Here is a 23149-nt window from a genome sequence, read left to right as displayed (position 1 = left end):
GTTTTCCCTCGCGACAAACGCAAAACGTTTGCGCGGAGATGGTGCTCAAACAAGAAGCGAAAGCGCGACCATCGCGCTTGAGGGGAGCGATCGCGACGGGCATCACATCGGGGGTAGGAGACTGCCGTGAGCACGACGATAAGATACAAGACCGACAGCCAACGAACGATCCTGTTGAAGCGCGGGACAATCTTCTTCCGCAACACCAGTGTCGGATGTCTTGTGCTCAACCTCTCGACCGGCGGCGCGGGGCTCGCCGTGGAAAGCGACGTCGCAATCCCGCTCGCGTTCGAACTGGAGATCGAGAGCGAACCGATCCGGCGGCACTGCATAGTGGCCTGGCGCCTGGAGCGGCGGCTCGGCGTGACCTTCGAATCTGACCGGATGCAGCGCCCCGCAAGCGGCCCCGTCTAGTTTATCCCGGCAATCAGGGTGCTCGGACGGGCTCGGTCGCTCCGAGCCATCGCTCCGCGGCGAGCAGGTCGCCGCATGTTGAACTCACTTGGCATCGTGGTTAGCAGCCGCTGGGATATACTAGCTAATTGTCCCGATTGCCGTCGTGCTTCGAGGGCGCGGGCTGCGTGGCGCTGACCGGATCGGAGGCCGGGAAGGTATCCTCGAGCCCCTCCTTCAGCCGGGTGCGAGCCTTGCGGTCGGCAGCCTGCGCTTCATGCGGCTTCTCGGCATGCTTGTCGTGCGGGGCAGGATCGAATTTGTCGGCCATGTCGTCCCTCCATTCGGGGGGACAACGCGGCCGCGCAAAGGGGGGTTCCAGAACCGCCTTGGCCCATTGCGCTGCAGCGTGTATCAGGGGCGCAAATTTTGACCGTGATCAGGAACCATCCGCGTGCCCCAGGATCCCACCAAGAAGCCGCTCATCGACGTGCTGTCGGGCCACCGGCAGGCCGCGCCGCCGCTCTGGATGATGCGGCAGGCCGGCCGCTATCTGCCGGAATATCGCGAGCTGCGCGCCAAGGCCGGCGGCTTCCTCGATCTTTGCTTCACGCCCGAATTCGCCGCCGAGGTCACGCTGCAGCCGATCCGCCGGTTCAACTTCGACGCCGCGATCATCTTCTCCGACATCCTGGTGATCCCCTACGCGCTCGGCCGCTCGGTGCGCTTCGAGGCCGGCGAAGGACCCCGGCTCGATCCGCTGGCAACGCCCGGCGAAATCGCGACGTTGGCGACCCGTGCCAACTTCGACACGCTCGAGCCGGTTTTTGAAGCACTGCGCCGCGTCCGTCGCGAACTCGCCCCCGAGATCGCGCTGATCGGCTTCTGCGGCGCGCCGTGGACGGTCGCGACCTATATGGTGGCCGGACAGGGCACGCCGGACCAGGCGCCCGCGCGGATGCTTGCCTACCGCCATCCGGATGCGTTCGCCAAGATTATCGACGTGCTGGTCGAGAACTCGATCCACTATCTCGTCGGCCAGTTGAAGGCCGGCGCAGACTGCCTGCAGATCTTCGACACCTGGGCCGGCGTGCTGCCGCCGCGCGAGTTCACCCGCTGGGCGATCGAGCCGACCCGGCGCATCGTGGCCGGGGTGCGCAAGCAGGTCCCCGATGCCAGGATCATCGGCTTCCCGCGCGGCGCGGCAGGCATGCTGCCGGCCTATGTCGAGCAAACCGGCGTCGATGCGGTCTCGATCGATTGGGCCACCGAGCCGTCGATGATCCGCGAGCGCGTGCAGAGCCGCGTCGCGGTGCAGGGCAATCTCGATCCGCTGGCCCTGATCGCCGGCGGCGCCGCGCTCGACCGCGCGGTGGACGAGGTGCTGGAGAACTTCGGCAAGGGGCGGATGATCTTCAATCTCGGCCACGGCATCCTCCCCGAGACGCCGATCGCCCATGTCGAGCAGATGGTCGCACGGGTGCGCGCATATAAGGGCTGAGGCCTTGTAGCCCACTCTATCACCGTCACCCTGAGGAGCGCGCTCTTGCGCGCGTCTCGAAGGGTCGACGGCCCGGAGCTTTCCGAGCCGTCAGAGCGGGGCCGTGCATCCTTCGAGACGCGCTACGCGCTCCTCAGGATGACGGATCACGTCCTACCGCGCATCCTCCAGGATCATGTCCGACGCCTTCTCCGCGATCATGATCGTCGGCGCATTGGTATTGCCCGACATCAGGTCCGGCATGACGGACGCATCGACCACGCGCAGACCTTCGATGCCGCGCACCTTGAGCCGCTGGTCGACCACCGCGAGCGGATCGTTGCCCATCCGGCAGGTCGAAGTCGGATGATAGACCGTGCTGCCGGTGCGCCGGCAGAAATCGAGCAGGTCGTCGTCGCTGACCACCGTGGCGCCAGGATCGACCTCGCCCACTGAATAGGATTTCAGCGCCGGCGCGGCCAGGATCTTGCGCAGGATGCGGATGCCGTCGATGAAGGCGCGGCGATCGGTCTCGGTCGCCAGATAGTTGATGCGGATTTCCGGCGGCACGCCCGGGTCCGCGCTCCTGATCTTCAGCGAACCGCGGCTCTCCGGGCGCAGCTGGCAGACCGAGGCCGTGAAGCCCGAGAACGGATGCAACTGCTCGCCCATCTTGTCGGTCGAGAACGGCAGGAAGTGGATCTGGATGTCGGGCGAGGCCAGCCGCGGGCTGGTCTTGAAGAACGCACCGGAGGTGCCGGCGGCGATCGTCAACGGCCCCTTGCGCAGCGCCGCGTAGCGGAGGCCCGCCATGACGCGGCGCACGGGATGATTGATGACGTCGTTCAGCGTGACGGTCTGCGCGCAGCGCGTGACGATGCGGACCTGCATGTGATCCTGCAGATCGTTGCCGACGCCCGGCGCATCGAGCACGATGTCGATGCCGTGCTGCTTCAACAGATCGGCGGGGCCGACGCCGGAAAGCTGCAACAATTGCGGCGAGTTGTACGCACCGCTCGATACCAGCACCTCCCTGCGCGCCTTGGCCTTGCGCAACTGACCGCCTTGCTTGTAGGCGACGCCGCTCGCGCGCTTGCCGTCGAACAGGATGCGCTGCGCCAGCGCCGAGGTCTCGACATGAAGATTGCCGCGCGTCAGCGCCGGCCGCAGATAGGACCGCGCCGTCGAGGCGCGCCGGCCGCGCCGCGTCGTGGTCTGGAAGAAGCCCGCGCCCTCCTGGGTCGCGCCGTTGAAATCCGGATTGGTGGGAATGCCGACCTCGGCTGCGGCATGCACGAAGGCCTCCGACAGCGGATCATGATGCCGCCAATCCGACACCGGCAGCGGACCGCCGGCGCCGTGATATGTGTTGGAGCCGCGCTGCTGATCTTCCGCCTTCCGGAAATAGGGCAAGACGTCGTCATAGCCCCAGCCGGCATTGCCACGCTGTCGCCAGCGGTCATAGTCCTCGTGCTGGCCGCGCACATAGAGCAGGCCGTTGATCGAACTGGAGCCGCCGAGCACCTTGCCGCGCGGCTGGAACACCTGCCGGCCGTTGAGGCCAGGCTCCGGCTCGGTCTGGTACATCCAGTTGACGGATTTTTCCTTGAACAGCTTGCCGTAGCCGAGCGGAACATGGATCCAGATGTTGCTGTCCTTCGGTCCGGCCTCGAGCAGCAGCACGGAGTGCTTGCCGTCAGCGCTCAGGCGGTTGGCGAGCACGCAACCGGCCGAGCCGGCGCCGACGATGACGTAATCATACTCCGCCGCATCGCTATTGTTGTTCACTGGTTTCCCCCGGAATTTCTTTCTTCCGGTGGTACAGACAAAGCGGCGGCTTGAAAAGACTAGTGCCCTGCGCTGAGGTTCTGGAGCAGTTGCCCGACAAGCATACTGAGCTCGCCGGCATTGCGCGCGGCGCCGAAGACGTAGCGGTCCGGCCGCACGATGACCGCCGCGGAGTCATGCTGCCGCATCCAGTCCGCGAACAAACCGTCGCGTTCGACCACGGTCAGGATATCGCCTCGATCGGCAGTTTCGCCTGATGTGGCGATGACGACGCGCTCGCCTGACAGACGCTGCCAGGCGGCAACGGACGCATCCGACAGCCACGCCATCGGCTCCGCCGCCGTCGTCACGATCGCGAATTCCGGCTGCAGCAGATCGTCGAGCCGGCACGTCCGCCCATCCGGCGCGCGCACATGCGGCTGCACGAACAGCCGCCCGGCAAGCGCGGCATCGCGCGCGATCAGGCCGGAGACGAGATCGGGGATGAATTTCTGCCTGATGGTTTCGGCCTTGCCGGCCTTCAGGTCGGCGCGCAGCCGCATGTCGCGTTCGACGGCGGCCACCGGATCGAGCTCGCCGATGATCTTGCCGAACTCCTTGGCGCTGGCGACGACGGCGCGGACATGCGGCTTGCGCTCGATCTCGTAACTGTCGAGCAGCGCATCGCCGGCGTCGCCACGAAGAACCAGCCGCAACTTCCAGGCCAGGTTCACCGCATCGCGGATACCCGCGCACAGCCCTTGCCCGAGGAATGGTGGCGTCTGGTGCACGGCATCGCCCATCAGCAGCACGCGGCGGTCGCGCCAGCGCCGGCCGAGCAGCGCGTGAAAGCGATAGACCGCCGAGCGCCAGATCGTGAGGTCCGAGATATCGGTGAAACCCTTGAGCAGCCTCACGACGTTGTCGGGTGCGCCGGCCGCCTCGGGGGCCTCGCCGGGCAGCAACTTGATCTCCCAGCGCCGCAAATTGCGCGGGCCCGGCACGAAGGTGCCGGGACGCGACGGCCAGCAATACTGAAAGCTCCTGGCCGGCCGCTTGGCGGGATCGTTGGTCAGCGTGTCCACCACCATCCACCATTCATCGAAGGCGAGGTCGTCGAGGCCGATGCCGAGCTGCTTGCGGACGAAGCTGTTGGCGCCGTCGCAGCCGACCAGATAGCGCGCGCGGATCAGGAACGCCTCGCCGGACTCGCGGCGCGCCGTCAGCATCACCGCGCCATCGTCCTGCTGCAGCGCCACGCCCGTGGCCGCAAGGAAAATGTCGGCATGCGGATAGTCGGCGAGCTTGTCGCGCAGCGCCTGCTCGACGTCCGGCTGCACGAAGGTCACGTTCGGAATCCAGCCGAGCGGGAACGGCGGCGGCATCGGGTCGAAGATCTTGATGATCTCGCCGTCGACGCCGAGATAGTGCGAGCCGTTATGCGGGGCGATCGCCTGTTCCATGAAATCGCCGAGCCCGATCGCCTGCAGCACGCGCAGCGCCTCGTGATCGAGCGTGATCGCGCGCGGCTTGTCGTAGATGTCGGCAACGCGCTCGATGACTGCGACCCTCAAGCCGGCCTTCGCGAGCAGATTGGCGAAGATGGCGCCGACCGGCCCGAGGCCGACGATGGCCACGTCATGGATGGGATTGTCGGCTGGCACTGACATGCTACGTCGCGAGGTAGCTCTCGAGCGTCAGCGGCTTCGGCTTCATTTGCGGCTCGCGGATCGCGACACCTTCGAACGGCGTAGCCTCCTCGAACCAGGCCTGCCGCGCCGGCAACCCCCACGGGAACGAGATCGTGTGGTCGGACGGATCCCAGCCGACCGGCTCGTTCTCGATGTCCATGACCTGGTAGTGCGTGTTGAACAGCTCGACGCGATGCCCGTCGGGATCGCGCATGTAGACATACATCGCGTGTCCAGGCCCATGGCGCCCGGGGCCGCGTTCGACGGCCGCGCCATAGCCGAGCTCGCCGGCGACATCGCAGGCGTTGAGCAGATGATGAACTTCGGGCGCGAGAAACGCGAAATGATGCAGCCGCGGTCCGGCACCGTTGAAGAACACGATGTCGTGCGGATTGCCCTTGCGCTGCAGGAACACGCCGCGCAGGTCGAAGGTATCAGCCGGCGCGATGTATTCGCTGAGCCGGAAGCCTGCCGCGGTGTAGAACTCGCACGCCTTGCGCACCTCCGGCGTCAGGACCTGGTAGTGATCGAGCCGCAGCGCCGAGCCGCCGGCATGGCGGGTGAATTTGGTGATCATGCGCGGCTCGACCGGCATGGTCGCGCAGAACTCCAGCGGCGTGCCGGCCGGATCGGTCGCATGCAGGGTGCGGCCCTGATGCGGCACTTCGGCCCAGGCGGCCCGGCATCCCTGCGCTTCGAAAAAGGCCTTGAGCCGCTCGAGGTCACCATCCTGAAAGACCCGCAGGCCGAGCCGTGCGCAGGCGGCGCCCTCGCCTTTGCGCAACACAAGGCTGTGATGACAGGCCTCCTCGACGCCGCGGAAATAGAGTGCGCCGGCCTCCTCCGCGGTCAGGATCAGCCCGATCACCTTTTCGTAGAACTGCCGGCTCGCCGCAAGATCACGAACGGTCAGGACGACATGGCTGGCCCGCGTGATACGGAACCCGGGATCGTGGTTCGTGATCGGGAGGCTCATGCGCACCTTCTGGTTTTTGCCGTTCGCGGGAACCCGACTCATTGCGAAAAACCCGCGGGCGATCAAGCAGCGCGGCTCCAGGCAGGCTTTGCCGCTCCGTGACCTCGCGTCACGCATTTGTATCGATTTGTTAGCAATGCCCGCCGGTGGAACCCAAGGAGGCGCCCGCCGCGGCCCGGTCCGTTCCAATAGTTCATAGTTTGTCAAAGGTTTGCAGAGAATTCTTCGCCACGGCGCCATGGCCAAACCGGGCAGGCAACGTAGTGATGCGTACCCATCTGAGATCATATTTCGCGACCCTGCTCGCGGGCGACCTCGCGGCCTTCGGTGCGCCGCCGGCGGATGAAGCGCTTGCCGGCCACATCCGCGCCGAACAGGTCTCGCTGGTGCTCGGCTATTCCTTCGGCATCATGCTGGCCAACGCCTGCAACGCGCTGGTGCTGGCGATTGCGCTGTGGCAATCGCCGGACTGGGCCTTCGCGCTGGTGTGGGCGGCCGCGGTGGGCAGCGCGGCGCTGTTCTTCGGCCTGCAGGCGCGGGCATCACGCCGCATCGCCAAGCCGCAATTCGTGTCGCGCCGAACCATGTACCGGCTGGTGCGCAATGCGCTGGCGCTCGGGACGGCCTGGGGCGTCGTCCCCGTCGCCTTCTTCGCGAACGCATCGAGCGGCGCCCAGCTCGTCATCACCTGCCTGTGCGCCGGAATGCTGGCCGGCGGCGCCTTCGCGTTCTCCACCATCCCGATCGCCGCGATTGCGTTCACCGCACCGATCTTCGTCGGCACCGCGATCTGCCTCGGCCGGGACGGCGATTTCGTCTACCTCCTGATGGCCGTGCTGGTGCTGGTCTATGGTTCGGTGCTGCTGCGCGGCGTGTTCGTCAACGCGTTCGAGTTCAGGCGGCGGATCATCGCCCAGCACGAAGCCGAACGGACGGTGAGGCAGGATCCGCTGACGCATCTGCCGAACCGCGTTGCCTTCAATGAAGCGCTCAACGGCGCACTGAACCGGCTGGCGCGATCGGGCGAGGAATTCGCGGTGCTGCTGCTCGATCTCGATCGCTTCAAGGAGGTCAACGACAGGTTCGGCCATCCGGCAGGCGACGAGTTCCTGGTGCAGGTGGCCGCCCGGCTGCAGCGTTGCACGCGCGCGGCCGAACATGTCGCACGGATTGGCGGCGACGAATTCGCGCTGATCATGTCGAATCTGACGCGGCCCGAGGATGCGTTTGCGATCGCCGAACGGTTCGTCGCGGCCTTTGCCGAGCCGTTCCCGATCGATGGGCTGGAGGTCAACCGCACGATCAGCATCGGCATCGTGCTGGCGCCGCGGGACGGCAGCACGTCCCACGACCTGCTCAAGCATGTCGACATCGCGCTTTACCGGGCGAAGAAATCCGCACCCGGCACCATCTGCTTCTTCGAGGCCAGCGACGACCGGTCGGCGCGCGACCGCCGCGCCCTGCAGCGGGATCTCGAGCACGCGATCGAGGCGGACGAGCTGTTTCTCGTCTACCAGCCGTTCCTCGACATCCGCAAAGGCCGGGTCACCGGCTTCGAGGCCCTGTTGCGCTGGCAGCATCCGACGCGCGGCCTGATCCCGCCGACCGTCTTCATCCCGATCGCCGAGGAAAGCGGACTGATCCACCAGCTCGGCGAGTGGGTGATCCGCCGCGCCTGCACGATGCTGTCGCACTGGCCGGACGACATCCGGATCGCGGTCAATTTCTCCGCGGTCCAATTCCAGAACGTCGGCATCCTGCAGACGATCGTCGACGCGCTGGCCGAGGCGAATGTCGCGCCGAACCGTCTCGAGATCGAGATCACCGAGTCGATGCTGATCTCGAAATACGGATCGGCGCCCGCGATCCTGCACGCGCTGCTCGAGCTCGGCCTGACGGTCGCGCTTGACGATTTCGGCACCGGCTTCTCGTCGCTGACCTATCTGCGCAAGCTGCCGTTCAGCCGCATCAAGATCGATCAATCCTTCATCCGGGACATGCTGACCCAGCCGGACTGCGCCGCGATCGTCAAATCGGTGATCGGCCTCGCGCAGGAGCTGCAGATCGGCGTCGTGGCCGAAGGCGTCGAGACCGCGGACCAGCTCGAATATCTGCGCCAGACCAGTTGCGACGAGGTCCAGGGCTATCTGATCGGGCGGCCGATGTCAGGCAGCGAGATCTCCGCACTGCTCGATCACGATCCGCAGCACTCGGTGCACGCGGCGTAACGCCGATCGAATGTCCGCGCCGACCGGCTCGTCAAGGCGCGTCCGACCGATGCAGGGTGTCGACCGTGATGGTGCCGCGGGCGCGCGACACGCAGGCGCAGATCTTGCGGCTCTCCCGCTTCTGATGGTCACTGAAGAAGACGTCGCGATGATCGATCTCGCCGTCGACATCGACCACATCGAGTGCGCAGACCCCGCATTCACCGCGCCGGCAGTCACTCATCACCTCATGACCGGCTTCGTTGAGCACGTCCAGCATCGACCGGTCGCGCGGGATGACGAACTCGGTCCCTTCACCACTGAGCCGCACGCGGAACGGCTCGCTCGGCAGCAGCCCGCTCGATCCAAAGGTCTCGTAGCGCAAATCGGAGAGCGGGCGGCCGGATGCCTCCCAGGCGCGCCGCGCCGCGTCCAGCATCCGCATCGGGCCGCAGAACAGCGTCATCGTGTCCTGCGGCAGCGCCGCAAAGACGCCGCCGAGGTCGAGCCGCCTGCCTTCGTCGCCGGCATGAACGGTGAGGCGGTCGCCGAGCGCACGCTCAAGCGGTTCGAGATAGACCGCATCGCCGCGCGTGCGCACGGCATAGTGCAGCGTCACGCCGGCGTCGCGGCGGGTCAGCGCCTGTGCCGCACCGACGATCGGCGTGATGCCGATGCCGCCCGCGATCAGACAATACTGCCGCCGCGTCCAGTCGAGCTGCACCAGCGAGCTCGGCAGCGTGATGGTGAGCCGCACGCCCGGCGCGAGCGACCACATGTAGCGCGAGCCGCCGCGGGAATCCGCTGCGCGCCGAACTGCGATCCGGTAGCCCTGCGGATCGGCTTCGCCGACCAGCGAATAGGAGCGGGTCTGCGGCTGGCCATCGATGGTGACGCCGACATCGATATGGCTGCCGACCGGATAGGGCGCACCCGTAAAGTTATCCGGCCGCAGCAGGAATTCACGGATGCCGGGCGCGAGGTCGCGCACGGCGAGCAGCGTGGCGGATGTCCAGGTCTCGATGAATCGCATGGCGCTCTCCGCTCAGCCGGCTGCCGAATTGATCAGCGCCAGCGCCGGCAGCAGATCGAGATGGCTGCGGTTGCGCAGCGCCAGCCGCAGATTGCGAGCCGCAAGCCTTGCATGCTCGCGCATGATCGCCTCGGCGCGCGCGCCCTCGCGGTTCTCGATGGCGTCGACCACAATGCGATGGTGATCCTGCGCGATCAGCAGGATCTGGCGCGCCTCGGGCAACGCCGATTGCGCCATCACGAAGCCGCTCGGCGAGGCGAACGGCAGCGCCGAGGCGCGGTCGATCTGCCGGATCAGCGGCGGGCTGCGCGACAGCTCGGTGAGCAGCGCGTGGAAGCGCGCGTTGAGCGCGACATAGGACGAAAAGGCTTCGACCGAAATCGGATCCTGCCGCACCAGGCCGTCGATCTCGTTGAGGCATTCCTTCAGCGGCTCGAGCTCGCGCGACGAGACGCCGCGCTCGGCGGCGAAGCGCGCGGCCAGGCCCTCCAGCGTGCCGCGCAGCTCGATCGAATCGAGAATGTCGCGCTCGGAAAATGCCTTGACCATGAAGCCGCCGGAAGGGATCGCCTCCAGCAGGCCTTCCTCCTCCAGCCGCACCAGCGCCATCCGCACCGGCGTGCGCGACACCCCGGTGAACTCGACCGCCTGCAGCTCCGAGATCCGCTCGCCGGGCCGCAGGCCGCCGGAGAGAACGAGGTCGCGCAGCGCAAGCTGCGCCCGCACGGTCTGCGACACTGAACGATCGGTCTCGCGTTCCGCCATGGCTCGCCCCTCGCCTACTCGGCAGCCTGCAGCTGCTGCGGCGGATTTTCCTTCGCCACCATGCGGTCAATGACGCGCCGTGCCCACATTGCGCCGGCGTCGATGTTGAGATTGTAGAACACCCGGTCCGGATTCTCGTCCATCGCCCGCTGCTGCGCTTCCAGGATGATCTCATCCTCATGGAAGATGCCGGCGACACCGTCGCGGATTTCGCTAGTCAGCCGCTGCTCGGTGATGCGGTGATTGCGGACGAAGGCCCAGAAATAATGGCAGGTCTTCTCGGTCTCGGGCGTGATCGTGTTCAGCACATAGCCGTTGACGCCCTGCGAACGATCGCCCTCTGGCGCGCCCGAACCGGCCGGCGCGACGCCGACGTCGATGTTGACGGTGCACGGCGCTTCGAAGCGGATGATCTGCCAGCGGTCGGCCGGTCCCGGCTTCTGCAGCTGCCTGGCCCAGAACGGCGGCGCCTCGATGCCCTTCATCCAGCGCGTCACGGTGACCGTCTTCTCGCCATGGGTGACGTCGAACGGCGCCTCGGCGACCGCATCATTGCCGATGCTCGAGCCGTGCACGAAGGTCTCGTGCGTCAGGTCCATCAGATTGTCGACGACGAGGCGATAGTCGCATTTGACGTGAATGGTCTTGCCGTCGCCGGCCCAGGCCGGATCGTGGTTCCAGTGCATGTCGGGCACCAGCGCGGGATCGGCGAGCGCGGGATCGCCCATCCAGAGCCAGATGAAGCGGTGGCGCTCGACGACGGGATAGGCGCGCACGCAGGCCGACGGATTGATCGTCTCCTGCGAGGGCATGAAAGTGCAGCGGCCCTGCGCATTGTATTTCAGGCCGTGATAGCCGCAGACCACGGCATCGCCATCGAGCCGGCCCTTGGAGAGCGGCACGAGGCGATGCCAGCAGGCATCCTCCAGCGCCACCACCTCGCCGTCGCCCGTCCGGTACATCACGACATGCTTGCCGCAGATCGTCCGCGGCAACAGCGCATGCTTGATCTCGGCATCCCAGCCGGCCGCGTACCACGCGTTCATCGGAAAGGGTTTTGGCACCGGTCCGCCTCCTCAGCACGAATGAATACGTTATGTATACAATACTGCTGGGAAAACGACAATATTCATATATAACGGTATTATAGTCATGCAATAAGTATACACAAATTCACATCCGTTGGAATAACCGTGTCGGCGCCGCCTCCAGGGAGAGCTGGCGAGACGACGTGGCGCGATTTTCCGAGACGATGGAAGAAGCAGCCAAGCCGCGCTGGAGGCGGTCAGCGGATCGAAGGTTGGACTCTTCAAGAGCCTGCGCAATTTGCCGGAGGCGCCGGCGGTCGGCTTACGAGTTCGACGCCGCGCGGGTCGAGGCCGACTGGACATCCTTGATGTTGATGACGACGGCGATGCGCTTGACCGTGCCGCTGCGGTAGGCCTGCAGGAACTTGTCGTAGTGCTTGACCGAGATGCAGCCGTTGGAGTCGCCGTTCGGCCCGAGCATGTAGCTGTGGACCAGCAGGCCAACGCGCCCGAACGTGTCGCTGCCGTCGACCGGGGTCATGCGCAGCGCGGGCACGCCGTGGAACAGCTTCTCGCGCGGCTTCATCTCATAGATGCCGGGCGGCGTCGCACCGGCGTTGCGGGCAGTCACATGCGCGGGATCGTCGAGCAGATTGCCGAGGCCTGAATGCGCCTCGAACTTGGTACCGTCGGGCATGTACACGATGCGGCCGGTGATGTCGTAGACGGCCGTGGTGTTGTCATAACCGAGCTTGCCTAGATCGGGGCTCGGACCGGACAACAATCCGTCATTCGGATCGAGCGAGGCCAGCTGCATCTTGCCCGGCATCATGTCGGCAATCTTCTGCAGGAATGTCCGGTTGTCGCCCTGCTGCACCGGCGCCTGTGGCGGTGGCGGCTGATCGTTACGTGCAAGCAGATTGGCCTCGGCCGGCCGCGACCGCGGCATCGGCACGGTGGACGTCGTCGCCGTGGTCGTGGCGGCGACGGACGCCGTCGCCGACTGGCTGGTCGGCAGTTCGGTCTGCGTGTCGCGCAGCTGGCCGGCCAGCGCGTCCTCGATCTGGCCGAACTCGGAATTGAAATCGCCGCGGCTCGAACGGAACCCGCGGCGCAGTGGATAATAGAGTGAGGCCGAATTGATCGTGGAGCGAGAGCCGAAGCGATCGTCGAAGTTCAGCGAGGCGGTGGTGTTGGCGAGCGCCGGACCGTGAAGCCATGCGGTGGGGTCGATGCCGACCATCCAGGCGGCAAGGCCAGACGACAGGGCAAGCGCGCTCACGGCAAACGCCGTGCTGCCCACCAGAGACATGCCACGGCTCGACTTACGCCGGGCAGGTTTCGTCGTTCGTTGACCCATCAATCCCCAAGTTCGGTGCTCTGGGGCCTGTTACCCGGCCCACCGGGATTCACCGATCACTCATCATATCAGGGAATTAGAGTAAGGCATAATCGAGACAAAGCGGACAACGAGAGGTTTTTTAAACGTTTTTCGGATGGAAAGTGCCGGAGAATCAGCCGTGGGCGGGCTGAATTGACCGAAAAAGTCCCGATTCGGGACGATTTCGGCGGCTCAGGCGATCTTTTCTTCCCAGAGGGTGAGCACCGGGACCGGCTTCCCGATGGCGTAACCCTGGGCGTAGTCGACCCCGATCTGGCGCAGTTCGTCCAGGATCGCGAGGTTCTCGACGAATTCCGCGACCACCTGCTTCTGCATGATCTTCGCGGTCTTGGTGATCATCTCGACCATCGCCCGATCGACCTTGCTGTTCAGGATCTCCTTCACGAACGAACCGTCGATCTTGATGATGTCGACCGGCAGGTGCTTCAGATAGGCGATCGAGGACATGCCGGTGCCGAAATCGTCGAGCGAGAAGCTGCAGCCGATCTCGCGCAGCCGCGCGATGAACTTCTGCGCCTCGTCGAGGTTCGAGATTGCGCTGGTCTCGGTGATCTCGAAGCACACCGATGCCGGCGAAACGTCAAGCTGTGCGAACAGCTCGGCGACGAAGTCGACGAAGTCGCTGTCGCCGATGGTGGCGCCGGACAGGTTGATGGCGTAGCTGGCAATCTTGCGCGGCTGGTGCTTGCGCTCGGCGATGATCTCGAAGGCGCGGCGAACCACCCAGCGGTCGATCAGCGGCATCAGCCCGTAGCGTTCGGCGGCGGGCAGGAAACTGCCGGGCGGCACCAGCGCGCCGCTCTCGTCGCGCAGGCGCAGCAAGAGCTCGCGCCGGTCGTTGCCCTTCAGCACGCCGTTCACCGGGCGGATCTCCTGCTCGTAGAGGCAGAAGCGCCCCTCATCCAGTCCCTTGCGAATGCGATTGACCCAGCTCATCTCGGCAACGCGCACGGCCATGCCGGTGTCGGACGGGCGGTGCTCCTGGACGCGATTGCGTCCCTTGTCCTTGGCAAGGAAACAGGCAACGTCGGCAAGCCGCAACGCGTCCTGCACGCCGGCGCTGTCGGCCAGCCCGACCAGGCCGATGCTCGCGCTGATCCGGAAGCTCGACCCCTCATAAATGAAGTTCGACTGCTCGATCACCGCCCTGACCCGCTCCGCAACGTCGGCAGCGACGTCGTGCGTCGCGAAGCCGTCGTCACGCAGGAGAATGCCGAACTCGTCGCCGCCAAGACGCGCGACGAGGCCGCTGCCGCCGACTTCGGTCGCCAGCAGCCTTGCCACCTGCTTCAGCAACCGGTCGCCCGCCATGTGGCCGCAGGTGTCGTTGACGATCTTGAACTGATCGAGATCGATCAGCATCAGGTCGGCGCCGATGGCCGGCGAGCCCGACATCGCCTTGTGCAGTTCGAACTCGAACTGCCGGCGGTTGGCAAGGCCGGTGAGCGCGTCATGCGAGGCAGCCCACGCCAATTCCTCGACCAGCCGCCGCTCGGCGGTCATGTCATGAATGATCATGACGCGGCCGGCCGGTTCTCCGGCATGCACGATCGGGGTCTCGACCACCGAGACCGGCACGCTGGAATGGTCAGGCCGCACCAGGAGCTGCGGCCGGCTGTCGTCGGCGGCGTCGAACGATCCGCGCACCGGCTGCTCGGCAATGTTGAACAGCGACGCCAGCGGCCGTCCCGTCACCTCCTGCCCTGCCGCGATGAGCCGCTGCGCGGCGGCATTCATGTAGTCGACCCGATCGTCCTGCGTCGTCACGATGACGGCATCGCCGATCGATGCCAGCGTAAGCTGGGCGCGCTCCTTCTCGACCGCGAGCGCGGTCTCGGCGAGCCAGCGCCGCCACAGCATCCGCCGCGTGTGGACCAGCACGATGCCGGCAAGGCAAGCCGCGATCACGAGGTTGACCAGCAGCAGCAGCGCGGAGACCTGGCGCGACGCCTTGCCCAGATGATCGGAGAAATCGACGGCGAGCGTGCTCAGCGCGGCATCGACCGTACCGATCCGCTCGGCCCAGTGCCTGATGGTCGCAGCCGACGGATCGTGCAGCGCGACGTCGTTCGCGGCCTCGTTCCGGATTTCAATCAGCTGATCGAGCAACGCATCCGAGTTGCGCCATGCCGTCACCGCGCCGGCCACGTGGTGCATCTTGCGGAAATATTTGAACAGCCAGATCAGGCCGCCGATGTCGTCATCATGATTGCCTGCCCTGGCGAAGCCGGCCCTCGCCACGGCGTCATTGTTGCCCGGCGATTCCAGGGCGAGCCGCGCCGTGCGATCGGCCAGCGGCACCGCGATCGCGGCATCGAACTTCTGCAGATAGAGCGGCGCGCCGGTGCTGACATAGGTCTGCAGGTAGTGGATGGCATCCTTCTGACCCTTCGACCACATGCTTTCGCCGGCCACATAGGCCCTGACCGCAGACATCACCTGCAGGCTGCCGGCAGACAGGCCGCCCAGCAGCAGCACGATGGCCAGCAGAGGTCCAACCACCCGCCACAGTGCCCAGCTTCGAAACGAAAAGAACATGCCCAATGCGCCCGACCCTCAAATTTATCGGGTAAGCGTAGGAACCGTGACTTAACCTCACGTTGCAAAACGCGATGAGTTTGAAACGACTCGGCTGCAGCACAATTGCGTCAAACTTTACCCATTCCGGATAACCTCAGGGCAATCGCATATGGAAAGAAATCTGTCGGGCAGCGTCCTCGCGGCCATCCTTCGAGACGCCCGCCTTCGGCGGGCTCCTCAGGATGAGGGTCTTGTTTTGCGGCACAATAGTAAACCCTCATGGTGAGGAGCGCCGCTTGCGGCGCGTCTCGAACCACGAGGCCGAGTTACCTCCGCAGCCGCCGAAGGGTCATATGCGATTGCCCTACGGACAACCCGGAGACGCTCAGGGACGCAGTGTCGGCGACGTGTTCGGCGCCGGCGCCTGCTCCATCTCGGCCTCTTCGGGCAGCTTGTCGGCGTGGACGGCGAGCGGCCTGCCGATCCAGAGCGGATCGTCGTGGTGGTCGCGGCGCGGATTGGTGGTGTTGGGATGGACCAGGATGCTCAGGCTGCCGTGGTTCAGCATCAGCCACGGCACCAGGGTCGGGAACAACTCGGCCGCAAACGCCACCTGATACATCGCCTGATCGTGCGGGCCGACCTTGACGTCGTGCCAGCGTCCGAGCGTGACCAGGAAGCGCTCGCCGATCCAGTTGCGCAGCCGTTCCGCCTCGCCCCGGCTGGTCGCGGGGTCGTAATAGACATGGGCGTGGTAGCTCGCGATCTCGCCGATCGTGCGTGGCGCGTCCGTCATTTCACCTCTCCCTCCGCGGCGGGTCACTTCCGCCGCAGCACACTGAACTGGAACGACTGCGTCGCGCCCCAGGGCGTGACGTGCCGGTGCGCCTCATGCGCGATCAACTCGAATGCCGGACCAATGGTCCTGCTGAGCGTCGCGGGATCATAGCGCTGCACCGGCAGGCCGCTGCACTTCTCCGGGCCGTCCAGCGCGAAGGTGCCGATCACGGCGTGGCCGCCTGCTTTGACGCCGCGATGCAGCCGGTCGAGATAGGCCGCGCGATCCGTCTCATCGACGAGGAAATGGAACGCGGCACGATCGTGCCAGATGTCGAAGGCTCGCTGCGGCTGCCAGACCGTCGCATCATCAGCAACCCAGCGCACCTTATCGCCCGGTGCGCCGATCCGTTCCCGCGCGCTCGCCAGCGCCGCTTCGGAGAGGTCGAGCACCGTCAGATCGTGGAAACCGCCCGCAAGCAACGCATCGACGAGGCGCGAGGCCCCGCCGCCGATGTCGATGATCGACGCGTCGGGGCCCGGTGCGATCGATTCGATCAGACGCAGCGATGGCTGCGGATCGGCCTGCGACCAACTCACCTGCTGCTCTCCCTTGGTCAGATAGACGGTCTGCCAATGCGATTGCCGATCAGAAGCGGTCATGGCGATAGGTCCCGAAAGCGGCAACAACCTGCGTTGCGCCATTAACCATCAGCTAGGCGCGGCGGTCTCTCGCGTCAACCGGCAGCGGCGGGCAGGCACGGCGGCGTAGCAGCAAATGCCGCATTTGCTTCGCCGCATTTTCCAACTAACCTGATGGCCGGGTTGAGATCAGGGCGTCCGGGGATGGCCAATTTCGGCTGGACACGCGGCAACAAGCCTGCACAAGCGGAGGACGCCGCCAGCGACTTGCGCGGCCTTACCGATCCATTGGCGTTTCTCGCCGCGCTCGACAAGGTGGTCCCGCGCTATCTCGATCTCGCCGACAATGGCGTGCTGGTCTATCCGGCCTGCAAACGCAAGTCCGGCGATCTGCTCGGCGACATCAGTGCGATCTGGGAGCACACGCGGCTTGAAGCGATGCGCTATGTCCCAATGGTGCCGCGGCAGGACATCTCGCTGCTGGTCGATCCGGCCCGCCAGGCGGAGATGATCGATGCTTTCCTGCGCCAGCGCGCGCACGACAAAACCGTCGTCGATTTCACCGGCACCGCGATCGAAGACTACGGGATTGCGATCTACGCTGGCCTGAACTGGCTGAACCATTGCGGCGCTCTCGTGGGCGCCGATTCGCAAAAGTTTTCCGGCACGTTGCGGAGCTTCCGCAGGGTCATGGTGGTCGCCCAACAGTGGTGGGCGATCGACGGCGCGGCCGAGCGTTGCCGGCAACTGCTGGAAGCGCGCGAACGGCCACCGCTGGTGTTCTTCCTGATGTGGGCCGAATGCACCAATTTGGCGCGGGAGATCGCGATCGCGGCGGCCGGTCCAAATGCAACCGAGGACACTATCTCGCGGATGCGCGCGGCCGAAGACCCGGAACAGCTGACCTAGGGAGCCGGCGGATCCCGGCCGTCAGGCGACAGGGTCCGCGTCGGACACCAATTGCAATTCCTTGGATTTGCGCGAGATCAGGCGGGCCAGCTCGCTCTGCTTGTAGGTCTCGACGAACTTGATGGCGAAGCCGTTCGGCAGATGCCGGACCACCCGCCCGACGCAGGCGCCGATCGCCAGCGGCATGCCGACCGGCGGCTGCGCCTCGGAGGAGACCGCCGCGCCGGACAGCGACATATCGATGATGAAGCAGCTCTGCATGGTGCCGTCCGCCAGCGTCAACATGGCATGCGGCGCGACGGGAACGAAACGCGGGTTGTTGCGCGCCTCGCGGATGCTCGGATCCTTTTGCTTCTTCTCGATCCAGGTCAGCTTGTCGGCGAACTTCTCGCGCATGGCATGCGTCATCTCGAGCTCGAGCAGGAAGCTGCCGCTCATCGTGTCGGTGATGCAGCCCTCGAACTTGCCGAACTCCTCGAAATACGAAGTCAGCCGGTCGCCGACCTTGCCGACGACGGGCACGTCCACGATCATCCGGAACGGCGAGACGCGCGTGGTGCGGCAGGCGAAGGTGCGCAATTTGCCCTGGGCATCGTACCAGTTCGGCAACGTGTAGCTGCCGTTGACGGTGATCTTGACCGCGCGTTGCTTGAGAAACTTTTCGACGGACACGACTGAACCTCGCCCGAGGCGATGTGAATGCACGGAGGTCGGGATTGACCGGCTTCACTGCCGGTCCGGGTGGGGAAGTCCGCTACCGACGCGATGGTAGCGGGCAGCTGCGGCACGCATTCCAGCGCGTGGCCGAATGGTCCTGGCGCGCAGGTGCGTACAGCCATACCGTCGAAAAACTAGGAAAAAGTTAAACCGGGACGGAGCGCCGGCGGCGCACTCTATGGCGCAACCGTTGCGCGGCAGTTTATTTTGCGAACCGTACAACTACCGGGAGAGTTGCTGCCCGGCAATGCAATCGCGCCGTGCTCCAAACCGCCTGCCTCGGCTGTCGGCCGGGTGCTAGCCTTCGCTCGATCAGTCCGGACCCTCATAGGCTCAACATGTCAAACAAATCGCTTGCCGACGGCAAGATCCTGCAGGACGTCGTCGACGGCGTCGGCGTCATCACCTTCAACAATCCCGACAAGCGCAATGCGATGTCGCTGGAGATGTGGGAGGGGCTCGGCGAGGCGCTGACGGCGTTGCGCGACGATCCGGCCGTCCGCGTCGTGATCCTGGTCGGCGCCGGCGACAAGGCGTTCGTATCGGGCGCCGATATCAGCCAGTTCGAGAAGACGAGGCACAACGCCGAGGCCTCCGAGGAATATTCACGGCGCAGCGCCGCCCAGCGCGCCCTACTCGCCGACTATCCGAAGCCGACCATCGCCTGCATCCGCGGCTTCTGCCTCGGCGGCGGCATGCAGGTCGCGATGCTGACCGATATCCGCATCTCCGGCTCGAGCGGCCAGTTCGGCATACCCGCCGCCAAGCTCGGCATCGCCTATGGCTATGACGGGCTGCGCCATCTGGTGTCGCTGGTCGGGCCGTCCTGGGCGCGGCTGATCATGTATACGGGCATGCGGATCGATTCCGCCGAGGCGCTGCGAATTGGCCTCGTCAATCGCGTGCTGCCGGACGCCGAGCTCTGGGATGCGACCATGGAGATCGCGCGCACCATTTCCGGCAATGCGCCGCTGGCGATCAAGGCCGCCAAGATCACCATTGCGCAGGTGCTGAAGGATCCCGCCGATCGCGACATGGCCGCGATCAAGCAGGTCGGCATCGAATGCATGGACAGCGCGGACTTCCGCGAAGGCCGCAGCGCTTTCATGGAGAAGCGCAAGCCGCAGTTCAAGGGCCGGTAGCGGCGTCCCCATCCTCACCGGTCATCGCCCGGTTCAACCGGGCGAACCAGTACGCCGCGGCCCATCGGCTCAAGCACGACCGCCTCTGGAATACTGGATCGCTCGCATGCGCGGGTGTTGACGCCGGATGACGATCGCACGATTTCTGAATAATGGAATAATAGCCCCGATTTGCCCGACGCGTCAAGTCGCCTGGTCGAAGGCCGGCCGCCGGCCGGCTCCTTTGCATGGGGTTGTTTTCGATATTTTGGCAGTGCGCTCGCGATTGAACCTGCCCGCTACTTCTTCTCGCTGACCGGCACCGTGTAGTTCAAGATCAACCGTCCGCCGTCGGGATAGATGGTCTGGCCGGTGATGTAGGAGGCATCGTCGCTGGCAAGGAATGCCACGACGGCAGCGACCTCGCTCGGCTCGCCGCAGCGGCCGGCCGGCGTGCGCGACAGCACGCTGCGCCGCGCATCCTCGGACGAGAAGATCGCCGTCGCCACCATCTCGGTCAGGATCGTGCCGGGTCCGACCGCCACGACGCGAATGCCGTGCGGCGCCAGCGCCACGGCGGCGACCGAGGTGAGCTGCTTCATCGCGCCCTTGGACATCGCATAGGTCGCGAGCGAGGGGATCGCGAGCAGCGCGTTGACCGAGGACATGTTGACGACGACGCCGCCACCGCCCTGCGCGATCATCTGGCGCGCCGCAGCCTGGACGCCGAAGAACGCGCCCTTGAGGTTGATCCCCATGACGTCGTCGAATTCGGCCTCGCTGATGTCGAGGAAGTCGCGGTTGCGCGCGACGCCGGCATTGTTGACCATGACGTCGAGCCGGCCGAACTCCTTCACCGCGGTCGCGACGATGCGATCGACATCGGCACGCTTGCTGACGTCGGCCTCGACCGCCCGCAGCTGATCGATATGTCCGAGTTCCTGGGCGGTGTGGACAAGCCCTGCAGCGTCGACATCCGAGATGACGACCCTGGCGCCGTCGGACAGGAAGCGCGCCGCGCAAGCCTTGCCGATGCCGCGTGCCGCTCCGGTGATGGCGACGACCTTGCCGGAATTCTTCATGGGAGTGCCTCCAGAACAAACTGTTCATGGAGCAATAGCGCATTGCGCGTCGGCAGGGAACGCGGCGGATTCTCCGGGCGAGACCTTACGACTTGATGCGCGCGAGAATCCGGTCGGCCTCGGTACGCCAGTCGGCGCTGCGGGCGAAGTCCGGCGTTCCCTTGGCTCCGAACACGCCCTCATCGGCAAGATCGGCGATCCAGCCCTGCCGCTCGGCGGTGCCGGAGGCAGACCATGGCGTCAGCCCCGCCTCGCGCACGGTCTCCGCCACCTCGCGCACCTCCTCGGCGCGCCGCCGGCCGTGCTCGATCACCCGCTGAAAGAAATAGGCGCCCTGCTTCTCCCAGTCGATCGACGGAAAGGTCTCCTTGAGCGAGGCGAGCACCGCATCCTCGACGCCATAGGCGCGTGCGGTGGTGAAGCTCTCGATCACCATGGCCTCCAGCCCCTTGATCATGATGCTGCGGCACATCTTGACCGCCGAGGAGACGCCAAGCGCGTCGCTTGCGACCTTCGCCGCAAAACCGAGCGCGACCAGCAGTGGCGCCAGCTCCCGCGCGCCTTGACCGCCGAGCAGCAGCGGCACCTTGATCCGGTACGGCGGCAGCGAGGTCATCACCGCGCCCTCGACATAGCGGCCACCGGCGCCGCCGATGTGCGCCGCCGCGCGCTGCTTGGCGCCGGGCGAGGCCGAGTTGAAATCGAGAAACCAGACCCCGTTCCGGATTGCGGGCGCGCAGGCCGCGGCCACCGGCACCGCCTGGCTCGCCGTCACCGCCGAGATGATGAAATCGGCCCGCGCCGCAAGATCGGCATGGGATTGCGCGAGCTCGACGCCGATCTCCGCCGCGTGCGCGCGCAGCGCCGCGCCCTGTTCGCGGTCAAGCTTGATGTCGTAGGCCGAAACCCTCACGCCCTGCTGGCGCAGATCTTCGGCAAGGATGCGGCCGACCTCGCCATAGCCGAGCATGCCGACCTGCCATTGCCGCGGATCGCCGGAGATTGTCATCAGTTCAAGTCCCGTGTTGTGTCGTCGAACAGCTCGTCGACCGTGACGCGCCGGGGGATCAACGCCTGCTGCACGCAATAGTCGATCATCAGCTCCAGCGGCTTGCGGTTCGCGGCAACGCCGAACGGCACCAGGTCCGGCATGCCGGGCGGGCCGGCCTCCGCCTTGCCGCGCTTGAAGAGATCGTACAGGCTCCGCACCACGTCCGGCCGCGATGCCGCAAGCCGCGATGTCACCACCACCAGATGATTGACCGGCACCACGCCGTGCCGCGCATACCACAGGGACGCCTCTGCGGCTGGATCGGCGAACAATGGCTTGAATGCCGGATCGCTGGAGGTCTCGCCCAGCACGGCATCGAGCTCGCCGTCTTTCAACATCTGAATGATGGTGCTGCCCTTCGGCGCACGCTCGGTGCTGTCGACATATTCCGCGACATGCGGATCCTCGAACGTGACCCAGTTGATCCTGTCGAGGTTCACGCCATGGTCATTGGCAAGGATGCCGCGCATCCATGCCCCGGTCGTGGTCGTGAACGAGCGGATGCCGACCCGCTTGCCTTCGAGATCGGCGGGCACGAGCGTACCGCGGTCGGCGCGACAGAGCGCGTGGCCGTGCTGGAAGCGGCCGACCATCGCCGCCGGCAGGAGCACCAGCGGCCTGCCGTGCGCCCTTGCCATCAGATAGGTCACGATCGCCATCTCGCAGACGTCGAAGGCCTGCTCGCGCACCATCGGCTTGAACGCGGCGTTGGTCGGCGTGAATTCGGGGAAGTCGAGATCGAACAGGTCGGAGCGAAGCTCACCGTTCTTCACTGCCTGGACGTGCGGATGATTGCCGAGCACGGCGCGTAGCCGAAGTTTCTCCATCGCGACAAGCTCCGGACGTTCAGGTCACCACTCGCCCCGGATTTGAGCCCGGGATCTTGCGCGGCGCCCCTTCGTCGAGCGGTGCGGCCTGCAACGCGGCGACGGTCGCGCGCACCAGTTCCTCGATGGCGTGGCCGGCATCGGTGCCGTCGGCGCTGCCGCGCGACAGGCGCGAGACGCGCTCCGGCGTCACCAGCGTGTAGTAGAGCGCGCCGAGCAGGAAGTGGCTGCGCCAGACCAGATCGGTACGCGGAATATGCGGCAGGCTTTCATGAATCGCGTCGATGAAGGCATGACTGGTGTCGTCGAAGGTCTGCGCGATGATCTTGCGCACGACCTCGTTGCCCTCGGCCGACATGATCGCGCGCAATCGCGTGAACCGCGTTCCGCCGCCGGCAAGATCGCTGCCGGACGTAAAGGCCGGCAACACATATGCGCGCACGATCGCCTCCAGCCGGTCCTGCAGATCGCGCACCCGACGCGCCGCCGCCAACAGCTCGGAGCGCCGCCGGTTCATCGGGCCGCAATGGCGCCGATAGATTTCCAGCAGCAGGCCGTCCTTGGTCCTGAAATGATAAGTCACGCTGCCCGGATTGGCGCCGGCGGCGTGCGCGATGTCGCGCACCGAGACGGCGTTGAAGCCATAGGTCGAGAACAATTCCTCGGCCGCGGCGAGGATCGCCTCGCGCATGTTCGGCTTGCGGGTGCTGGCGGCGGCCTTCACGTCAGACCTGGCAGGTTTGCGGACCATATTTGTACTA

At 65.7% G+C, this 23149-nt stretch carries 21 protein-coding genes; 5 read left to right on the top strand and 16 right to left on the bottom strand.

Annotated elements, in window-relative coordinates:
- The first annotated feature begins 126 nt into the window (after nt 1-126).
- Entirely contained in the window at nt 127-414 is a 288-nt protein-coding gene (locus QA635_RS10090) for a PilZ domain-containing protein (RefSeq protein ID WP_245288617.1), read from the top strand.
- 124 nt (nt 415-538) lie between these two features.
- Here the strand turns inward: QA635_RS10090 and QA635_RS10085 are convergent, their stop codons facing one another.
- A complete protein-coding gene (locus QA635_RS10085; RefSeq protein ID WP_028333252.1) occupies nt 539-724 on the bottom strand; it encodes a hypothetical protein in 186 nt (61 codons plus the stop codon).
- Between the two features lie 123 nt (nt 725-847).
- Between QA635_RS10085 and hemE the strand changes: the two genes are divergently transcribed.
- The gene (gene hemE, locus QA635_RS10080; protein ID WP_283068634.1) at nt 848-1894 is read left to right on the top strand and encodes a uroporphyrinogen decarboxylase; all 1047 of its coding nucleotides are present in this window, start codon (nt 848-850) and stop codon (nt 1892-1894) included.
- A gap of 153 nt (nt 1895-2047) precedes the next feature.
- On the opposite strand, the gene QA635_RS10075 is transcribed toward hemE, so the two are convergent.
- The 3 genes from QA635_RS10075 to QA635_RS10065 are packed head-to-tail and all read right to left on the bottom strand — an operon-like array spanning nt 2048 to nt 6307.
- Entirely contained in the window at nt 2048-3661 is a 1614-nt protein-coding gene (locus QA635_RS10075) for a GMC family oxidoreductase (RefSeq protein WP_283068633.1), read from the bottom strand.
- A 59-nt stretch (nt 3662-3720) separates the two neighbouring features.
- Nucleotides 3721-5310: a bifunctional 3-(3-hydroxy-phenyl)propionate/3-hydroxycinnamic acid hydroxylase MhpA gene (gene mhpA / locus QA635_RS10070; RefSeq protein ID WP_283068631.1), complete on the bottom strand. Its 1590-nt coding sequence runs from the start codon at nt 5308-5310 to the stop codon at nt 3721-3723.
- Between the two features lies 1 nt (nt 5311).
- Nucleotides 5312-6307, bottom strand: a complete 996-nt coding sequence (locus QA635_RS10065) for a VOC family protein (protein WP_283068630.1) — start codon at nt 6305-6307, stop codon at nt 5312-5314.
- Nucleotides 6308-6573: 266 nt separating this feature from the next.
- Between QA635_RS10065 and QA635_RS10060 the strand changes: the two genes are divergently transcribed.
- A complete protein-coding gene (locus QA635_RS10060) occupies nt 6574-8535 on the top strand; it encodes a putative bifunctional diguanylate cyclase/phosphodiesterase (protein ID WP_283068628.1) in 1962 nt (653 codons plus the stop codon).
- A 31-nt stretch (nt 8536-8566) separates the two neighbouring features.
- Here QA635_RS10060 and QA635_RS10055 read toward each other — a convergent pair whose 3' ends face one another.
- The 7 genes from QA635_RS10055 to QA635_RS10025 form a co-directional block, all read right to left on the bottom strand.
- Complete coding sequence (locus tag QA635_RS10055) at nt 8567-9547, bottom strand: PDR/VanB family oxidoreductase (protein ID WP_283068627.1); 981 nt, start codon at nt 9545-9547, stop codon at nt 8567-8569.
- Nucleotides 9548-9559: 12 nt separating this feature from the next.
- On the bottom strand, nt 9560-10312 hold the full coding sequence (locus QA635_RS10050; protein ID WP_283068626.1) for a GntR family transcriptional regulator: 753 nt from the start codon (nt 10310-10312) through the stop codon (nt 9560-9562).
- 14 nt (nt 10313-10326) lie between these two features.
- Complete coding sequence (locus tag QA635_RS10045; RefSeq protein ID WP_283068624.1) at nt 10327-11376, bottom strand: aromatic ring-hydroxylating dioxygenase subunit alpha; 1050 nt, start codon at nt 11374-11376, stop codon at nt 10327-10329.
- Nucleotides 11377-11662: 286 nt separating this feature from the next.
- Entirely contained in the window at nt 11663-12652 is a 990-nt protein-coding gene (locus QA635_RS10040; RefSeq protein ID WP_028338550.1) for a DUF2778 domain-containing protein, read from the bottom strand.
- Between the two features lie 261 nt (nt 12653-12913).
- The gene (locus tag QA635_RS10035; protein ID WP_283068621.1) at nt 12914-15280 is read right to left on the bottom strand and encodes a putative bifunctional diguanylate cyclase/phosphodiesterase; all 2367 of its coding nucleotides are present in this window, start codon (nt 15278-15280) and stop codon (nt 12914-12916) included.
- A gap of 367 nt (nt 15281-15647) precedes the next feature.
- On the bottom strand, nt 15648-16058 hold the full coding sequence (locus QA635_RS10030; RefSeq protein WP_283068619.1) for a DOPA 4,5-dioxygenase family protein: 411 nt from the start codon (nt 16056-16058) through the stop codon (nt 15648-15650).
- A gap of 23 nt (nt 16059-16081) precedes the next feature.
- Nucleotides 16082-16702: a class I SAM-dependent methyltransferase gene (locus QA635_RS10025; protein WP_283068617.1), complete on the bottom strand. Its 621-nt coding sequence runs from the start codon at nt 16700-16702 to the stop codon at nt 16082-16084.
- Nucleotides 16703-16885: 183 nt separating this feature from the next.
- On the opposite strand from QA635_RS10025, the gene QA635_RS10020 reads away from it, so the two are divergent.
- Complete coding sequence (locus QA635_RS10020; protein ID WP_283068615.1) at nt 16886-17590, top strand: hypothetical protein; 705 nt, start codon at nt 16886-16888, stop codon at nt 17588-17590.
- A 21-nt stretch (nt 17591-17611) separates the two neighbouring features.
- Here the strand turns inward: QA635_RS10020 and QA635_RS10015 are convergent, their stop codons facing one another.
- On the bottom strand, nt 17612-18262 hold the full coding sequence (locus QA635_RS10015) for a PilZ domain-containing protein (protein ID WP_283068613.1): 651 nt from the start codon (nt 18260-18262) through the stop codon (nt 17612-17614).
- A gap of 383 nt (nt 18263-18645) precedes the next feature.
- Here QA635_RS10015 and QA635_RS10010 point away from each other — a divergent pair, with 383 nt between their 5' ends.
- Nucleotides 18646-19449, top strand: a complete 804-nt coding sequence (locus QA635_RS10010; protein ID WP_283068612.1) for an enoyl-CoA hydratase — start codon at nt 18646-18648, stop codon at nt 19447-19449.
- A 278-nt stretch (nt 19450-19727) separates the two neighbouring features.
- Here QA635_RS10010 and QA635_RS10005 read toward each other — a convergent pair whose 3' ends face one another.
- The 4 genes from QA635_RS10005 to QA635_RS09990 all read right to left on the bottom strand — a co-directional run bounded on the left by QA635_RS10005 (nt 19728) and on the right by QA635_RS09990 (nt 23139).
- Nucleotides 19728-20510, bottom strand: coding sequence for an SDR family NAD(P)-dependent oxidoreductase (locus tag QA635_RS10005; RefSeq protein WP_092089647.1), 783 nt, complete (start codon nt 20508-20510; stop codon nt 19728-19730).
- An 85-nt stretch (nt 20511-20595) separates the two neighbouring features.
- Nucleotides 20596-21513, bottom strand: coding sequence for a DUF1932 domain-containing protein (locus tag QA635_RS10000; RefSeq protein ID WP_283071557.1), 918 nt, complete (start codon nt 21511-21513; stop codon nt 20596-20598).
- 5 nt (nt 21514-21518) lie between these two features.
- Nucleotides 21519-22388 carry an ABC transporter substrate-binding protein gene (locus QA635_RS09995; protein ID WP_283068609.1) on the bottom strand — a complete coding sequence of 290 codons (870 nt, stop codon included), beginning with the start codon at nt 22386-22388 and terminating at the stop codon, nt 21519-21521.
- 19 nt (nt 22389-22407) lie between these two features.
- Entirely contained in the window at nt 22408-23139 is a 732-nt protein-coding gene (locus tag QA635_RS09990; protein WP_225642920.1) for a TetR/AcrR family transcriptional regulator, read from the bottom strand.
- Between the last annotated feature and the right edge of the window lie 10 nt (nt 23140-23149).

This window comes from Bradyrhizobium brasilense (assembly GCF_029714345.1).
In the GTDB taxonomy this organism is placed as follows: Bacteria; Pseudomonadota; Alphaproteobacteria; order Rhizobiales; family Xanthobacteraceae; genus Bradyrhizobium; species Bradyrhizobium australafricanum.
This window is presented reverse-complemented; position numbering and strand designations above follow the sequence as displayed.

Excerpts from the sequence above, each read along its gene's own strand:
- QA635_RS10085 (WP_028333252.1), bottom strand. The coding sequence starts at position 724 with ATGGCCGACAAATTCGATCCTGCCCCGCACGACAAGCATGCCGAGAAG.
- mhpA (WP_283068631.1), bottom strand. The coding sequence starts at position 5,310 with ATGTCAGTGCCAGCCGACAATCCCATCCATGACGTGGCCATCGTCGGC.
- QA635_RS10065 (WP_283068630.1), bottom strand. The coding sequence starts at position 6,307 with ATGAGCCTCCCGATCACGAACCACGATCCCGGGTTCCGTATCACGCGG.
- QA635_RS10060 (WP_283068628.1), top strand. The coding sequence starts at position 6,574 with ATGCGTACCCATCTGAGATCATATTTCGCGACCCTGCTCGCGGGCGAC.
- QA635_RS10055 (WP_283068627.1), bottom strand. The coding sequence starts at position 9,547 with ATGCGATTCATCGAGACCTGGACATCCGCCACGCTGCTCGCCGTGCGC.
- QA635_RS10050 (WP_283068626.1), bottom strand. The coding sequence starts at position 10,312 with ATGGCGGAACGCGAGACCGATCGTTCAGTGTCGCAGACCGTGCGGGCG.
- QA635_RS10040 (WP_028338550.1), bottom strand. The coding sequence starts at position 12,652 with ATGTCTCTGGTGGGCAGCACGGCGTTTGCCGTGAGCGCGCTTGCCCTG.
- QA635_RS10035 (WP_283068621.1), bottom strand. The coding sequence starts at position 15,280 with ATGTTCTTTTCGTTTCGAAGCTGGGCACTGTGGCGGGTGGTTGGACCT.
- QA635_RS10030 (WP_283068619.1), bottom strand. The coding sequence starts at position 16,058 with ATGACGGACGCGCCACGCACGATCGGCGAGATCGCGAGCTACCACGCC.
- QA635_RS10025 (WP_283068617.1), bottom strand. The coding sequence starts at position 16,702 with ATGACCGCTTCTGATCGGCAATCGCATTGGCAGACCGTCTATCTGACC.
- QA635_RS10020 (WP_283068615.1), top strand. The coding sequence starts at position 16,886 with ATGGCCAATTTCGGCTGGACACGCGGCAACAAGCCTGCACAAGCGGAG.
- QA635_RS10010 (WP_283068612.1), top strand. The coding sequence starts at position 18,646 with ATGTCAAACAAATCGCTTGCCGACGGCAAGATCCTGCAGGACGTCGTC.
- QA635_RS10005 (WP_092089647.1), bottom strand. The coding sequence starts at position 20,510 with ATGAAGAATTCCGGCAAGGTCGTCGCCATCACCGGAGCGGCACGCGGC.
- QA635_RS09995 (WP_283068609.1), bottom strand. The coding sequence starts at position 22,388 with ATGGAGAAACTTCGGCTACGCGCCGTGCTCGGCAATCATCCGCACGTC.
- QA635_RS09990 (WP_225642920.1), bottom strand. The coding sequence starts at position 23,139 with ATGGTCCGCAAACCTGCCAGGTCTGACGTGAAGGCCGCCGCCAGCACC.